At 43.9% G+C, this 16,261-nt stretch carries 12 protein-coding genes; 5 read left to right on the forward strand and 7 right to left on the reverse strand.

All coding sequences use genetic code 11. The features are described from left to right. The first annotated feature begins 70 nt into the window (after nt 1–70). Together QUA13_RS02280 and QUA13_RS02285 are read left to right on the forward strand one after the other, a co-directional pair. Nucleotides 71–955, forward strand: coding sequence for a tetratricopeptide repeat protein (locus QUA13_RS02280; protein ID WP_445242669.1), 885 nt, complete (start codon nt 71–73; stop codon nt 953–955). A 240-nt stretch (nt 956–1,195) separates the two neighbouring features. Beyond that, complete coding sequence (locus QUA13_RS02285; protein ID WP_333196313.1) at nt 1,196–2,389, forward strand: glutathione S-transferase family protein; 1,194 nt, start codon at nt 1,196–1,198, stop codon at nt 2,387–2,389. Nucleotides 2,390–2,876: 487 nt separating this feature from the next. On the opposite strand, the gene QUA13_RS02290 is transcribed toward QUA13_RS02285, so the two are convergent. From QUA13_RS02290 to QUA13_RS02315, 6 genes are all read right to left on the reverse strand, one after another. Continuing rightward, nucleotides 2,877–3,617, reverse strand: coding sequence for a restriction endonuclease subunit S (locus QUA13_RS02290; protein WP_333196315.1), 741 nt, complete (start codon nt 3,615–3,617; stop codon nt 2,877–2,879). Continuing rightward, nucleotides 3,610–5,043, reverse strand: a complete 1,434-nt coding sequence (locus tag QUA13_RS02295) for a class I SAM-dependent DNA methyltransferase (RefSeq protein WP_333196317.1) — start codon at nt 5,041–5,043, stop codon at nt 3,610–3,612. The genes QUA13_RS02290 and QUA13_RS02295 overlap by 8 nt, the downstream gene beginning before the upstream one ends. Continuing rightward, nucleotides 5,043–7,454 carry an EcoAI/FtnUII family type I restriction enzme subunit R gene (gene hsdR / locus QUA13_RS02300; RefSeq protein WP_333196318.1) on the reverse strand — a complete coding sequence of 804 codons (2,412 nt, stop codon included), beginning with the start codon at nt 7,452–7,454 and terminating at the stop codon, nt 5,043–5,045. Before hsdR ends, QUA13_RS02295 begins: the two co-directional genes overlap by 1 nt. Nucleotides 7,455–7,797: 343 nt before the next feature. Continuing rightward, complete coding sequence (locus tag QUA13_RS02305) at nt 7,798–10,206, reverse strand: EF-hand domain-containing protein (RefSeq protein WP_333196321.1); 2,409 nt, start codon at nt 10,204–10,206, stop codon at nt 7,798–7,800. Between the two features lie 153 nt (nt 10,207–10,359). Further along, on the reverse strand, nt 10,360–11,010 hold the full coding sequence (locus QUA13_RS02310) for an RNA ligase family protein (RefSeq protein WP_333196323.1): 651 nt from the start codon (nt 11,008–11,010) through the stop codon (nt 10,360–10,362). A 70-nt stretch (nt 11,011–11,080) separates the two neighbouring features. Beyond that, on the reverse strand, nt 11,081–12,325 hold the full coding sequence (locus QUA13_RS02315) for an HhoA/HhoB/HtrA family serine endopeptidase (RefSeq protein WP_333196324.1): 1,245 nt from the start codon (nt 12,323–12,325) through the stop codon (nt 11,081–11,083). Between the two features lie 202 nt (nt 12,326–12,527). Between QUA13_RS02315 and QUA13_RS02320 the strand changes: the two genes are divergently transcribed. Continuing rightward, nucleotides 12,528–12,881: a metal-sensing transcriptional repressor gene (locus tag QUA13_RS02320; RefSeq protein WP_172190877.1), complete on the forward strand. Its 354-nt coding sequence runs from the start codon at nt 12,528–12,530 to the stop codon at nt 12,879–12,881. A gap of 297 nt (nt 12,882–13,178) precedes the next feature. Here QUA13_RS02320 and QUA13_RS02325 read toward each other — a convergent pair whose 3' ends face one another. Next, nucleotides 13,179–13,616: a helix-turn-helix domain-containing protein gene (locus tag QUA13_RS02325; RefSeq protein ID WP_333190912.1), complete on the reverse strand. Its 438-nt coding sequence runs from the start codon at nt 13,614–13,616 to the stop codon at nt 13,179–13,181. A gap of 965 nt (nt 13,617–14,581) precedes the next feature. Between QUA13_RS02325 and QUA13_RS02330 the strand changes: the two genes are divergently transcribed. Beyond that, nucleotides 14,582–15,226 carry a pentapeptide repeat-containing protein gene (locus tag QUA13_RS02330; protein WP_172190875.1) on the forward strand — a complete coding sequence of 215 codons (645 nt, stop codon included), beginning with the start codon at nt 14,582–14,584 and terminating at the stop codon, nt 15,224–15,226. A gap of 258 nt (nt 15,227–15,484) precedes the next feature. Beyond that, the gene (locus QUA13_RS02335) at nt 15,485–16,261 is read left to right on the forward strand and encodes a pentapeptide repeat-containing protein (protein WP_333196325.1); all 777 of its coding nucleotides are present in this window, start codon (nt 15,485–15,487) and stop codon (nt 16,259–16,261) included.

Here is a 16,261-nt window from a genome sequence, read left to right on the forward strand (position 1 = left end):
TCAAAACTCAAAAATATGGGTTATTATAGGCGATCGAGAAACCTTTATATTTTTTGCTGGGGCTGATCGCGTGCCTAATCGGATTCCTCTACTATTATCTCTGCTACTCGCACTCGGTTTGGGAGCAATGCCCGAGCCTGCTGCCTGTCAGGCACTCCTGCCTTACACCCTGAAAATTGACTCGGCCCAACTCGAACAAACGGCCTTGAGCCTTGCAGAAGAAGCCGTCCAGCTAGCCAGACTCCAGCAGTACGAACTTGCCGTACCCAGAGCCGAACTCGCGACACAGTTAGCCCCCAAGAATGCTCAAACTTGGACTTTGTTAGGCAGCTTGTATCTTCAAGTCGAGCAGTTTGACAAAGGCATTGAAGCTTTGGGGCAAGCTCAATCTCTGTCGCCAGAAAATGCTTCAATTAAATTTGTATTGGGTGAAGCTCACTTTCGGAAAGCGAACTACGAGAAAGCAGCCGAATATTTGCAAGCAGGGTTGAAATTAAAACCAGACACTCCAGGTGCATTATTTGATTTAGGCAATGCTTTTTATAAGCTAAAGCGGTTCGATCGGGCGATCGCCCAATACGAAAAAGCCTTTGCTTTAGAAAAAAACCTGTGGCCCGCTATTAATAATATCGGATTAGTCAAATACGAAATGGGAGATGCCGATGGCGCTATCAAACGCTGGGAACAGGCGATCGCGATCGACGACAAAGCAGCAGAATCAATGCTAGCTCTAGCAGTGGCACTCTACACCAAAGGCGACCAAGAAAAAGGTTTAGCGATGGGAGAAGCCGCTCTGAAATTGGACAAACGCTATGCCACTGTAAATTTCCTCAAAGAAAACCTCTGGGGCGATCGCCTGATCGCAGCTACCCAAAACTTCCTGGCCACCCCCCAAATTAAAGCAGCACTCGCCAAAATTGAAGACGCGCCACCGTCTCCGCAAATGTCGCCTTAATTCTAGTTACGTTTGTAGTGAGGACTTGAGTTCTCAAAGCCTTTTTTAACTCAGAACCAACTATCTTATTCAGGAGTAAGACCAAAAAATAGTTGAATGCGCTATGGGTAGGGGTAAGGTGCGCACTGCGCACCTTACAAATAGAGTTGGTGCGTAACTTCTATTATTACCGCGAAGAAATCGCTGTCTTCAATTCTCCACTCTAAAATCTAAAATCTAAAATCTAAAATCTAAAATCGCATGACCCCCCTAAGCTGGACAGAATTAGAAGCCCTCACAGACTTTGAAGTCGATCGCGTCAACGGGCCAACCAACGCTCAATCCCGCTTGCGCCTCTTCGGTAAAACTGAATCCGATGTGCGAGTCACCCTGTACCGCGACAACCACGCCTGGTGTCCCTATTGCCAAAAAATCTGGCTGTGGCTGGAAGAAAAACAAATCCCCTACCGTATTGACAAAGTTACAATGTTCTGCTATGGGGAAAAGGAAAGTTGGTACAAGCGGAAAGTGCCATCGGGAATGCTACCGGCGATCGAACTAGACGGCCGCATCATCACCGAAAGCGATGATATCTTAATCGCCCTGGAACGAGTCTATGGCCCCTTGGGTTTGGGCATGGAAAACCCCGCAGTAATACCCATGCGGCGGTTAGAGCGACTGCTATTTAGAGCCTGGTGCTCTTGGCTGTGCTACCCAGCAATTTCAGCCAAAGTAGAACAGCACAACCGCAACCAATTTATCAGCGTCGTCACCCAAGTAGAAAAAGCTCTGGCTAGCACTCCGGGGCCTTATTTCCTCGATGAATTTGGCACTGCGGATGTGATATTTACGCCCTACGTGGAACGGATGAATGCCAGTCTTTACTACTACAAAGGCTACTCGATGCGCGAAGAAAACCCGCGCTTTGCTGACTGGTTTGCGGCGATGGAAACCCGCCCTACCTATCGCGGCACTCAGAGCGATTTTCACACCCACGTCCACGATTTACCGCCTCAGATGGGCGGGTGTTATGAAAACGGCGAACCTCAGATGCTACTCAACAAAGCCCGCGTGGATAATGGGCCTTGGGCTGGACTGCCGGATGTGATGTATCCAGAACTGGAAACCTCCCGCGCTGAAGCACTTCACCGCGTCATTAAGCACCAGCGCAACATCGTTCGAGTCAATCCTGCTGATGACAAGTTATTCGATGAGGCTTTGCGTTGTGCTTTAACTTTGATGATGACGGGCGAAGTTTGTACGCCGCCGGCTGGTTCTGATGCCGCTTTGCGGTATTTGCGCGATCGGGTGAATGTGCCCCGCGATATGTCGATTTACGCGGCCAAGCGATTGAGGGAAGCGTTGGAGGAAACGGCGGCTTTGGTGGGTGATGGCCAAGGTTCTCCGATTCTGCTGAAGCATCGGCGAGATCAAGATCCGGCTAATTTTGTGTAGGATTCTAGGGCGATCGCGTGTTAAATTAACTTTTGGTAGCATGGTTAGTGATTACTTTTGCCAGCGCGATCGCATCCAAAAACAAAATAATATAGTCAATTTTGCTTGAGAATACGATTATTGAAGATATATTTTTGGGGTAACAGTTGGGGGCTATTCAAATGCTTCTCTTAACACTGTTTGCATCAATTCTTCTGCTAGTTGTTTTCGGTGTTTGATTTGTGCTTCTAGTTGGTCTATTATTTTCATTAAATAATTTTTTCACACGGATTTTTTTAATTGAAAATTGAAGTTTTCTGAGTCGATTTAGCAGACTTCTGCTATTTGCTTTGAAATCTATTTCAAAGCTATATTAAAACGTGGAAACCTTAACTTTTCTTGAATTTTAATTCAAGAGTAATAGCTAATTTCTGCTAAAGCGACTGAGAATTTTTTATAGTATTTCCCAGGCTTATGAGGTATAATATCAATGGGATTCTACTGTGAGTTAATCTGAAATGGCTTCTTGTAAAATTGCCTGTTTCAGTTGAGAAATATATAATTCTTGCTTTTTGTTTTCATTTTCTAATTTTTGCCAACAGGATAAATAATCAAAAGTTGATTTTACAGACTTAGATAAATATGCCTGAATTAATGAATAGTCAACTTCTTTTGTTCGCTCAAGATTTGACAAAAAACGAGCAATATTTTTTTGTAATTCTTCCTCTACAATTGGAAACTTAGTATCTTTAATCACTTTTTGACTTATATTTGGTTGTGCGCCACCACGACTAATATTAATGTAATAAAAACGATTTGCTCGAAAAAACCAAAATAAAAAATCTCTATTTGTATTTTTGTCTTTTGGTATAACTGCACATACAGCTTGATTTGTAGAAGCATCAATATCCAAAATTCCTGTTTTACCAGCCGTTGCTCCATACATGGCGACTAATAAAGTCCCTTTAGGAAAAATTTTAGCAGAAGAATTATTTAATCCTGCTTCTGTAATAAATTCTTCTGATTTTGTAATCAAAGAATCATTCATTTCTCCAGATTTCAACCAAGGAATTTGACCACCATAATAACTTTGATTAGTTCTGCTAGGAGTTCCACCGCTTGAAGTATTTACAACTTCAGATAATGGTAAAAGATTATGTGTTTTCTTGAGACTGTTAAAAATTATCTCAGCTATAACAACTGAAATATCACTCTTTTTTACATGGTCACTATAAGAAATTTTACCCATTTTTTAAACCTTGTTTTAATACTTCCAACAGTTGATCACTCTCTTTAAAAGAATCATGCAACATCCCCAACAACTCAACCGAACTATAACCCCTTTTAACTTCCGAAATATGCGGATTTTTAACATCTAAATTAAACCCATTTTTCTCCAACTCCTCAAAATTTACCCGCCATGCTTGCGGATTTTCCTCCCGTTTATGCCACCATTTTTTTAAAGACTTAAACTCATTTTTATTAATCGGTTTCGTCTGAGAATACGCCTTCACTCCTTCGGGTAATTGATGTTCCCAATACCAGATTTCCTTTGTCGGTTTACCCTTGGTAAAAAATAACAAATTTGTCGCCACAGACGCATAAGGTTTAAACACCGAATTAGGTAAACGGACAATAGTATGGAGATTACAAGACTCTAATAAATGCTGACGAATCCGCGCCTTTACCCCATCCCCCGTTAATGATCCATCAGGTAAAATAATAGCAGCCCGTCCGCCATTATGTAAATACCGCACCATCAATAATAAAAACAAATCTGCGCTTTCTGTAGTACGATAACTCATGGGAAAATTATCCTGTACCCCATCAGTCACCCAAGCCCCAAAAGGAGGGTTAGCTAAAATTACATCAACCCGATCTTTATCACCAATAGAAGTATATTCCCGATTTAAACTATCAGTATATTCAATATTCGGAACTTCGATTTCATGGAGAAATAAATTTGTCACCGCTAACATAAACGGTAAAGGCTTAAATTCCATCCCCTTAATCGTTTTTTCTAATGTTACTAAATCCCGTACATCATCCAAACCTTGCAGACGTAAATGATTAATCGCACAGGTTAAAAAACCACCCGTACCACAAGCAGGATCGAGTACAAATTCTCCTAACTGGGGATTAACCATTTCTGTCATAAATTCAGTTAAAGCGCGAGGCGTGTAAAACTCCCCATAAGCGCCCGCTGTCTGAAGTTCCCGCAAAATAGTTTCGTAAATATCACCGAATAAATGCCGATCTTCCGAACTTTCAAAATCAATTTCATTGAGACTATTCAACACCTGACGAATAATAGTCCCATTTTTCATGTAATTATTCGTACCCTCAAAAATCTCTCGGACAATCATCGCCCGTTTATTCCCGGTGCTAATATCAAGGGTTCTCAAAGTCGGAAACAATTTTTGATCGATAAAATTCCGTAATTCATCCCCCGTCATTCCTTCCTTATCCGCCGCCCAATTACACCAGCGCAACCTTTCAGGAATCGGGGAAACAAAATCATCCCTAAGCAATTCTAACTCTTTATCACTAGCATCAAGAATTTTGAGAAATAGTAACCAACCTAACTGTTCGATCCGTTGTCCATCGCCAGACACCCCCGGATCTTTCCGCATAAAATCACGCAGACTTTTAATATTACCGCCCAAATTTTTCATTACGCCGCTACTTGATACAATTCAGACATCAATTCCCGCAAAGCTGAAACATATTGAGGTTTACCCCCAAATCGTTTAACGATCTCCCCTGGAGATCCAAATTGCTTAAGCGGTTCTAATTTTAGCACAGAAAGCTCCTCTATATTCTCGATCCCATCGGTAGCATATTTTTCTAAAAGGGCATCTAACACGGCCTGCGCCTGTGGGCCATACTGAGTAAAATAATCTCGTTTTCTGACATTTTCTGCCCGTTCCCTCCGAGTTAAGGGGGGACGATCCCAAGCAATATGACAAATCAAATCGAATAAGTCCAAATCTTTTTTAATATCCCTCTGTAAATTCTCAACAATAATATCATGTTCTCGCAGTTCTGCAATCAAAGCACTTTTTTTATCCGCTTCATTCCAACGGGCTAAAAATTGATCTAAACTGCTAAATTCTCGCAGCAAGTTCTGTTTAGTATAATCTTTTAAACTCGTTGTCACCAAATCTCCATGATCATTGAGATATTGAATCCGCTCATTTAAAATGGTCACATCTACCCCAGCAATATAAACTTTCCCCTGTTGTTCTGTAGTAATTTCACCAGCAGAAATAATTGTCGGTTTTAGCTTTTCAGGAATATCATTATTTTGGTCAAAATCAACTATTTCGCCCGTCTCCTGATCAATAATTTCACCTGTCAGATCACCGATAATATTCTCTGGTGTAAATTCCTCATCATCCCGTATTTCCTTAATCATCACCGGATCACCATCAAATGCTCGATCCGAAAACAGATCCGTCACATTTCTAAAATCCATAATCGTGAAAAATCGTTTATCAAATTGTTCATTAATTCTTGTTCCTCGTCCAATAATTTGTTTAAATTCAGTCATAGAACGAATATTAGAATCCAGTACAATTAATTTACAGGTTTGAGCATCAACACCCGTCGTCATTAACTTAGAAGTTGTCGCAATCACCGGATAACGTTCTTCTGGATTAATAAAGTTATCTAATTCCAGTTTACCTTCCTTATCTTCTCCAGTAATTCGCATTACATATTTATAATTTTCCCTGACTAAATCTCCGGCTTCATTACTAATAGCTTGTCGCATTCTCTCCGCGTGTTCTACATCAACACAAAAAATAATAGTCTTTGAGTAAACATCTGTTTGTCGCAAAAAATCCATCACTCTTTTAGCAACAGCTTGTGTCCTTTCATCAATGACTAAATTCCGGTCAAAATCCTTGGAATTATAAATCCGATCCTCGACTAAATCCCCTGATTTATCTAGCTTACTCGCTTCGGGGCGATATCCTTCTAAATCAACATTTAAACCGACACGAATCACCTTATAGGGGGCGAGAAAACCATCATCAATTCCTTGTTTGAGAGAATAAGTATAAATCGGATCGGCAAAATATTCAATATTAGAAACTTCCTTAGTTTCCTTTGGAGTTGCCGTTAATCCGATTTGAGTTGCCGAACTAAAATACTCTAAAATATCTCGCCATTTACTATCATCAGCAGCGCTACCTCGATGACATTCATCAACTATAACTAAATCAAAAAAATCGCGGCTAAATTCTCGATAAGCATCAGCATCTTCATCATCATAATTAACCAAACCCTGATACAAGGATAAATAGATTTCAAACGCGGTGTCAATTACTTTCTTTTTAATCACTGTCATTTTATTTTTAAAATGCTTAAAATCACCCCGTTTGGTTTGACTAATTAAAGAGGTGCGATCGGCTAAAAATAAAATTCGTTTTTTGATGCCATTTTTCCATAGCCGATAAATAATCTGGAAAGCGGTGTAAGTCTTACCCGAACCAGTTGCCATCACCAATAGTAAACGATTCTGACCTTTCGCGATCGCTTCTACAGTCCGATTAATCGCGATCTGCTGATAATAGCGCGGCTGGCGACCTTGAGAATCAAAAAAGTAATCAAAGCTGGCTATTTCTTCCGCTTCAGACGTTTCAATCTGCTTAAATTTCTTGTATTTTTGCCAAATCTCATCAGGACTCGGAAAATTATCAAGGCTTAATTCTCGCTCAATCAAACTAGAAAAGCCCGATTTATCATGCTCTAAAAAACCATCCCCATTAGAACTAAAAGCGACAGGTAAATCTAAAATATCTGCATAGTTTAAAGCCTGCTGCATACCAGCACCAAGAGGATAAATATTTTTTTTAGCTTCAATAACAGCAATCGGTATATTCGGTTTATAATAAAGAATGTAATCAGCCTTTTTAGCCTTACCCCTTTGGGTTAGATTCCCTTTAACATAAATTCGACCATCAGTAAAATAAACCTGTTCTCGGACTTGCTTGCTAATATCCCACCCCGCTCGAACTAAAGCAGGTAAAATATACTGTGTACAAATATCCTGTTCTGAAAGCTCTCGTTTATTAGTCATCTTTTATGTCACCGATCTTAACTATAGGAGGAAGAATTTCTACTGATTGAAAAGGATTTAATACCAATAAATCCAAATCACCCGTAACAATTACCTTGGCATTACCACTAACAGCCAACTCTAAAAACTTATTAGCATTGTCACCTCCCTAGCAACCGCCACCAAGACAGTAAGGACGTTCTAGATCGCTCAAACAATTGCCTGGAATTGCATTTTTACATCGACTTCTTCCTTCTTCCTTCTGCTATAAATCCACTCAGAGTGTTAATCACCCTAATTTGTCTAGTTTTTTATAATCGGTAAAAAGTTAAGCTTTTAAGCTTAACTTTTTACGGACTGATATTCAAGTAGCCTCTACGAACACACCGCTGCGAGCAAACTCCTCTTCTTCAGGACTAAAGACTGGAGCTTGATCCACAAGGTCAGGGTCAAAGTAGTATGTCTCTTGTAGGAATTGTCCCGTGACGATCGCCTCCTCCAACTCCTTGATGTAATCTTGGGCAACTGAGCAAGCCTCCTTGATGCCTTCCTCATCCCTCTTATCCAACAGCTTTTGCAATGTTGCTCTCACACCTGTAAGTCGTGCCGCGGGCTTGAGCATACCGTAGAGGCGGTACATCCGATCGGTGGCAATGCTAATGTGTTTGAGGGCGTTGGCTCGTGCTAGCTCAGAGTCAATGCTGGGCCAATAACGAGTGGTATAAAATGCTTTCTCATCCTTGTGATACCACTCCTCCGATCGCGCAATTGATGAGGAGACAGTATTGTGCAGCTTCCAGAAGAATAAGCGCAGGGAAGCGCCATCTACTACGGTGGACAGCTTCGCCTCCATTGATACCTCAAAGTCATTCAGACGCGGGTCGCGCCCAAGCACGAGGTACTCCACAGGGTACATTTCCACCTCTTTATTCTGCACGACATAGGCGTTGAGGTGGTGGCGGCAGTAGGGGCAGGGATACATAGTGGCAAACAGCTTGAAGAAGTCCTTGAAGATTGCCACCAGAGTTTTTTGCTGTTTGGGGGTCTTAGTAGAGACGATTTCAGCCGTAGTGTGAAAGAAACGCCACACCGCAGGGCCAATATAATACGGGAAGCTGACGCGCATTTGTGAATTCTTTATTTCACTGCGATCGATATAAACGTCAATGAACGATACATATTGCGAGAGTTCGCCAGACTCGCGTCCAAACTCCAAGCGTTCGCGCCGTTTCTGTACCCCGTTGAGGTAGTTGTGCGTCAAGCGCCATGCCTGTTTGAGCATTAGCTTTTGTTTTGGAGCGCATTTGGGAAAGCTTTCTACAATATCCGCCCCATAGCGCCCAAATTCCCCTGACGTTTTAGTGGCTTCGTACCACTGGTTTAAAGCTGTTTCGTCAGCCACCGTGTTCAAGGGGATGTCTGCTGCTGTGCTGACGCTGAAAGCAGCCAGCAGCTTCGGCATAAAGTCTTCATACCAATAGGCGACTGGCATCATCGCACCATCGATTTCCTCTGAGGCATCCGAGAGGATAACGCGGTTCCACTTCTTCAGGTACTCTTTGGGATCTCCCTCGGATTGGGCCGGTGGCGGTGCCATTTCCTCACTCAGTTCCATTTTTCTCAATCGGTTGAGTTCGTTGACGGCAAGCACACCCTCGGCGATGTCCCGCAAGTTAAGACTTTTCTTCTTGATGGTGATTGCAAACTCCACTCCCGCCGCAAACTTTTCCTTGGCGCTGGCAGACTTACCCCGCGCTTCCAACATGGCTTTTTGTTCTGCCAACATTTCTGGAGTTTTTTCTATAGTCTTCCACTTTTTGATGCGAGCTTGCAGTCTGGCATATTCATCTTCGATCGATTTCACTACTGCATCCAGTACAGGGTTGCACGCAGACTCTACTACACCTAATCCTTTATAAAGCGCGATCGCACTCCTGACAAATTGCACGAAATCAGCGATTCTGTATGGCAAGTTTCTCACCCGCAGGTGAGTCTCGTGGTTGGCGGAAAAACTCTCGCGGAAGCTGCGGTAGGCTGCTCCCTGGATCAGACGAAACAAACCAATCTGCATCTGCAAGCGGGACGTACCGCGCTTGTTCTCAGCTTGTGGGTGTTGGGCGAGAAGTTCTTTTAGCCGCGCTATTTCTGGATTGCTATCGGTGGGCGCTTCTTCTCGATTAGGTTCAATAGTGGCAGAATCTGCCTCGTTGATAGCAGTTGCTGTAGTTGCGATCGCAGCCGCTGTACTGTCTGAAATCTCGGTTGTCTGTGTGCTGACAATCGGAACGGGTGAGTCTTGATATCCGGTTGTGAGCTCTGACTCATCCGGTACCAGTTTGCAGAATTCCTTAAAGTCAATTGAGGCATCGCCGTCATGGTCTACCTCTTTGACGATCTCATCGAGCTCTTGCTCTGTCAGCCCAAACTGGCTCATCACACCCTGCATCTCGTTTTTAGTGATTTGACCGCTGCCATCCTCATCAAATACACTAAATGCCATTTTGAGACGACTCTGGCGATCGCCCTGCTGGGACACCATCAGCATTTTGAATTCCTCAAAATCGATACTGCCCGACAAGTCTACGTCTACTTCCTTGATCATGTCGCGCAGCTCGGTTTCGTTAGGATTCTGGCCTAGCGATCGCATCACTTGACCGAGTTCTTCTGATGAAATACCACCGCTCCCGTCCGCGTCAAATACTTTGAAGGCTTCCCATAACTTTGCCACATCTTCTTCAGTCATGGCTTTTTTTTCAAGCTCCACAGATGTCATAACTAAATTTTCCCTGATTTTTTTATTGGCTGTCTATTGATTACGACCAATATACTTTAATTCCTGATGAGTTACGCAACGGTATTGTCAAATCCAAGGGGATTGCCGATATCTCCCACTTTGGCTTGTGACAGTCGATCTATCAGTTTGATATTACTCCCAGTAATTTTCCCAATCATCCTTAAAAGCTTCCTGCAATCTCTGCATATACGCATCAGTCTTAATCTTCACCATCCACAGATTATTAGTATTGCGGCCTCCCTTGCACACAACACCTTCATCCACACCGTATTTCCCCTCGCGAAGATCGTCCATAAACTTGCCCGTCAGTTTGCCGCGATAAATCACTCGCGCAATATTTAATTTACCAAAGTCCTGAATGAACCGATCGGGAATAACCATACCGCGAGCGGTTTCCACATCAAAAAGCACCAATTGTTTGCGATCGTCCTTTTGGTGCATTCCCGCAAACGAATTAGCACCAAAAAACTCTGTAAACACAGTAATTTCAGCGCAGTGATACTGTTCGTTCTCTCGAAATATAGACTCTAACGGACTAGCAAAATCTATCTTAAATATTTCAGGTGCTGCTTCTAAACCTGGATGTGCAGCGTTAAATTCTGCAATTCCCATCTCATCCAAATCAAATCTACTGCGGCGCGTACCAAAAGCATACCAACCGAGTTCTACTTCCCAAACCCAATGCAAATTAGTACCATCGTACTTTTCAAAAGCTATACACTGTTCATTAGGGCAATTTTTACTATCTGGAATTTTGGGATAGGCAAGTTGAATTCGTGTCATATAGAGGAAGGAAGAAGGAAGAAGGAAGAAGGAAAGGTTTTCTAACAGTTTCCCCCCTTCCTCTTCACTTCTAAAAATCTTGCAATTGAGCAGTTTGAACGGCGACTTCTTTAATCTGGGCACCGCGGCGCACCTTCAGTTTTAGAATTTGACCGATTTCACTGTTGTCCACCAAACTTTGCAACTGTTCGGCCTCAGTCACTCCCTCACCGTCAATTTGAACTATCACATCCCCTTTGCGAATCCCTGCTTTCTCTGCCGGCGTATTTGGCACAACTCGCATCACTAACACTCCGTTAACTTCCGGCACAATTAAAGGAGCATTGGGGTCAGCATTATTCTCTCTGGCCATTTCAGGAGTCAAAGCAATCATCTGAATCCCCAAAAACGGATGGCTGACTTGTTCTCCCTTGGCTAACTGCGCGTAGATGGCCTTGGCTTTGGCGATCGGAATCGCAAAGCCTATACCCATTGCGTCAGCTCGAATCGCGGTGTTGATGCCAATCACTTCTCCTCTGCTGTTTAACAGGGGGCCGCCGGAATTGCCGGGATTGATGGCGGCGTCGGTTTGAATGAAATCGAGCCGCTTGTCGGGAATGCCGACGGCTGCACTAGAGCGTTTGAGGGTGCTGATAATGCCCAAGGTGACGGTGTTGTCAAATCCGAGGGGGTTGCCCACGGCGATCGCCCAATCTCCCACTTTCACCGCGTCGGAATCTCCCAAGGTGGCAGTCGGTAAGTCTAATTGCTTAGTATTAATTTTGACAACCGCCAAATCTGTTACTTCGTCAGTACCTTGCACTTCACCTGGAAATGTCCTGCCGTCGTTTAAGGTGACAGTCACTCGATCGGCTTTGTCAACTACGTGAGCGTTGGTTAAAACAATCCCGCTTTTGTCAATGATGAAGCCGGAACCTTGACCGCGCAAGCGTTCTTGCCTGGGGGTCATGCTGCGCAAATCTTCTCCCAAAAATCTGCGGAAGAAGGGATCTTCCATTAAGGGGTCGAGGTTGCGGCTGACTGTGCGCTCAGTATCAATACGGACAACTGCCGGCCCGACTCGATCGACGGCGGCCGTGACAAAGCTGCCGGTATCCCCCGGGAGTTCCGGACTCCGCAGCGCTAACAGTTGCGGATTCGCGGCGGTGGCTGGGGAACTCTGGAACTGTAAGTTGGGCGGATTTTTGCCGTCAGCGGCGGTAGCGGGTGCAGCATTGATTGCTAAAGCACTCAGGGCGATGGTCATTCCTAAAATTAGTGCGAACCAAGGAGCAACGGTTCGGGGCGCGGGGCGAAAAAACTTAAATAGTGGCATAGCGTCAATCTTGGTTACTCTGGGTTAGTCTAGTAAAGGTATTCGATCGTGCGGAATCAATAATCTGTCGCTATGAAGATCCTAAATATATTTTGACAGTTACAATACAACAGTTACAATACATGAGCCAGGAGCCAGTACAAACTCAACATATTCTCAATTCTAACTTTTTCTAACTTTTAAAATTGCCCTTGTAACCCCGATGATTATATCTGATACTTCTACTGACAAATCCGTAGCCTCAAATTCCCACCACCATCACGACGATAAATCAGCCCACCCTCACCTTCACAATGAAGAATCCATGCGGCGGCTGGTCAATCGCTTGTCTCGGATTGAGGGACACGTCCGCGGCATCAAAACTATGGTGCAAGAAAACCGTCCCTGTCCCGAAGTTCTGGTGCAAGTTGCTGCGGTTCGAGGAGCGCTCGATCGCGTAGCGAGAATCATTCTCGACGAACATTTAACTGAGTGCATCGCCAGAGCCGCGAAAGAAGGCAATATTGATACCGAAATAGAAGAGTTGAAAGCGGCTTTGGATCGATTTTTGCCTTAGCCACTGCCAATTTTTACATCCATATAACAAAACCTGCAAATTAGACAAAACTTGCAAGTTATGATTTATGGCGCATTTTTTAAACATTTTTCACAAACGCGGGAAAAGCGTCAAATTTTCTCCCCCTCACCCCAATCGCCACCGCATATAATTTCTATGCCCCGCAGTGTATGAGAGCGCGTTTTGTTAAAAAAGAATTAGCCAGGTTTGTCGTGACGGCGGAACTACTCAAAAGCTTCAAAAGCTAACTGCAAACCATTAGATAATCGGTGATTAATCGGACTTGGTATCAAGTCTCTAGACTTTGGTCAGCTTGGCTTTTAGGTGGTATCTGACTGTTGCGTAAACCGCTTTATAGGAAGCTTCAATGCTGTATTCCTCCTGCAACCACTCTTGAATTTCTCCATAGCTTTTAAAGCCTTTCTGAGGGTCGCTGAGGCGCATTGCCAAACTAGCGCGGGCCAGATGAGGAATGGCCGGCTTGCGGCCGCCGCTGTGCTTTGTTTCGAGGAGTCCTTCGAGTCCGTCAGATCGGTACTTTCTCAGCCACCGCTGCACTGTAATTCGGTTTACCCCGATCGTCATTGCCAATTCTTTAACTGTCTTAACATGAGAAATTTTGAACAGGTAAAGTGCTTGAATTTTTTGAAAGCCACTTGCCGTTTTTTGTTCATTTAACAAGTTTTTTAGTTCTTCACTTGTCTCTGTGATGCTAAGTTTACATACTCCAGCCATATCAATTACCTCACGATTAGGGTTATACAATACCTTTGTTTGACAATGGAGCAAAATTCGCTCCTAAATGCTCGCCTTTTGTTTGCCATCAAGCAATACAAAAAAAGCGCTCTCATTAAATTTTTTGATTCCTGGACGCACTGAAACGATCAGAAAGCGGATTTTTTTTAACCTGGAGCAAGGATTGCAACGAAGTTTTTCGGTAAAAAACCGGGTTTCTGGGTCAGTTTTGTATTTGATAGACAAGCATCATTGCTAATACTGATAGCCGTTAACCGAGCGACTGTAACATTAGCGGGAATAGGTGACTTTTAAGGAATACAATTTGTGTTCTTATTGTTAAATATTTATATCATGGTTTTTTTGTATTTATTTATTGGTATTTTTTGCGAACGTATGGGTGATTTTTACTCGTTAGATGATAGCAAACAGGCTTTGTCTGTACATGAGCGAGCGCATTTTTATACAGACATTCTCCTACTACCAGAAGTGCATTTCTGACTTTCGCTGTGCGAGAAATCCTGATATATCTACTCTCCGATCGCCCGGAGCGGCTAGCGCCGAGTGACGTTGCAACCGACTTTCACAGCAAGCGGACAATTATCTGTGAAACTACTTGCTCGATCGCCAGTTGAGTAAAACACGACGAGGGTGGCATTGTCAATTTCTCAGCATTCTTGTATAAGTATCGGCTATTTTTTCCAGCCTGCTGTGATCGAAATTGTGGTTCCTATGTGATACTACTAACACCAATTAGTGATCTAAATCACGTTAATACTCAGTAAGCTCAACTAGCCACAAAAAGTTATGGGTTCGATCGGACTTTCCACCTAAAACCTTGCAGATTGAGGGAAGTCTCACCATGAGTCTAAATCTTTCAGAACCTAAAATCTAAAATTGCAGAACATCCGGTGTAACCAGCTTGCTGACAGTATTCTTCATTTAAAAGGTGTAGAGAAGCCACAATGAACGTTGACGAACTGCTCAAGCTATACGCAATAGGAGAAAGAAATTTTAGCGGGGTCTACCTGCACGAGGTGTACCTCTACGAAGCCGAATTGATTGGAGCCAATCTGTATGAAGCCGACTTGATTGGAGCCAATCTCAGCAAAGCCAAACTCAACAGAGTCAACTTTGGCAAAGCCAATTTGTGCAAGATTAATTTGAGCAGAGCAGACTTAGGTGGAGCCGACCTCACAGAAGCACTTTTAGCTGAAGCTAACCTGAATCGAGCTGAGTTGATGGGAGCGAACCTCAGCAAAGCAGACTTGAGCGGAGCTTCCCTGATACAAGCAACTTTAATTGGAGCCAACATATCTCGCGCAACACTCAGCCGTGCAGACTTGCACGGAGTAAATCTTTACGGAGTAAACTTGCGCAGGGCAGTGCTCACAGAATGCGATTTAATTGGCGCAAACCTGAGCAAAGTAGACCTCAGCGGCGCCGACTTAATGGGGGCGAATCTAATTAGGGCAGACTTGACTGAAGCGATTTTAAGTGCGTCAGACTTAAGCGGCGCAAACCTGTTGGGAGCAAACCTTACAAAAGTCAACCTGAGCGGAGTATATCTTAAGGGTACGACGATGCCCGACGGCACGATTCACGAGTAATTTATTTGTTAATTTTTATGCTTGCCGAGAACCGCGGCTAAAGGGTAATGAGTAATTCATTACCCTAATTTATTGGCAGGGAAGTGTTTATTTGACACTAAGGTAGGCGGATAACTTCAATGTAGGGTGCTGATGGCGCACAGAACTCCTACATACGGCGAGCCAAAGGATTTGTTGGTTAACTCGTGTTATGGTGATTTTCAATTGCTTCGATAAAAGCTATTTTAGATTTAATATTTTGGATTTTGGACGGTTAAAATGAAACTCAGAATCCTCGCTGCTGCAACGCTGCTGAGCGCGATCGCCCCGATCGCTCCTGCACCCGCCGAGAACATCCAACACACGCAACAATTACTAGCCACCCGAGAGTGCCCCAACTGCGACCTCAGCAGTGCGGGCTTGGTCTTAGCGAATTTAACAGGAGCCAATCTCAAAGGTGCTGACTTGAGGTTGGCTAACCTCAGCCGAGCCAACCTCACCGGGGCTGACCTCAGCGGTGCCAACCTCAGCGGCACCAGCTTGTTTGGCGTCAACCTGACGGGTGCCAACCTCAGCGGTGCCAACCTCAGCGGTGCTGATTTGAGAAGTGCCTATCTCAGCGACGCCAATTTGCTCAACGCCAATTTAACTAACGCGCAACTGCTCGGAGTTAGAGGAATGCCAACCAATATCGGCACGGCTGAAGACTTCTACCGGTTGGGAGTGCTGGAAGCTCAAGCGGGAAACTACAGAAACGCCATTGATTATTACAATCAAGCCCTGAATCTGAAATCGGATTTAGCAGCCGTTTATTTTGCGCGGAGTATGTCTCGCGCTGACTTGGGAGACTTCGCCGGCGCGACTCTAGACGCCGATCGAGCTAAGGAACTCTTTGCAAGTCAAGGAAATCCCCAAGGTCAGGAATTGTCAAAGCAGTTAGCCGAAGCAATTGTTGCGCGCCAAAAGCCTACGGAACCCCGCACGGGCGGCGGTGGCAACTTTATGAGTCTTCTGGGTTCGATCGGTTCTGTGCTGGTGAAGTTGATCTTGCCTTAA

This window comes from Microcoleus sp. S28C3 (assembly GCF_036700785.1).
Lineage (GTDB): Bacteria > Cyanobacteriota > Cyanobacteriia > Cyanobacteriales > Microcoleaceae > Microcoleus > Microcoleus asticus.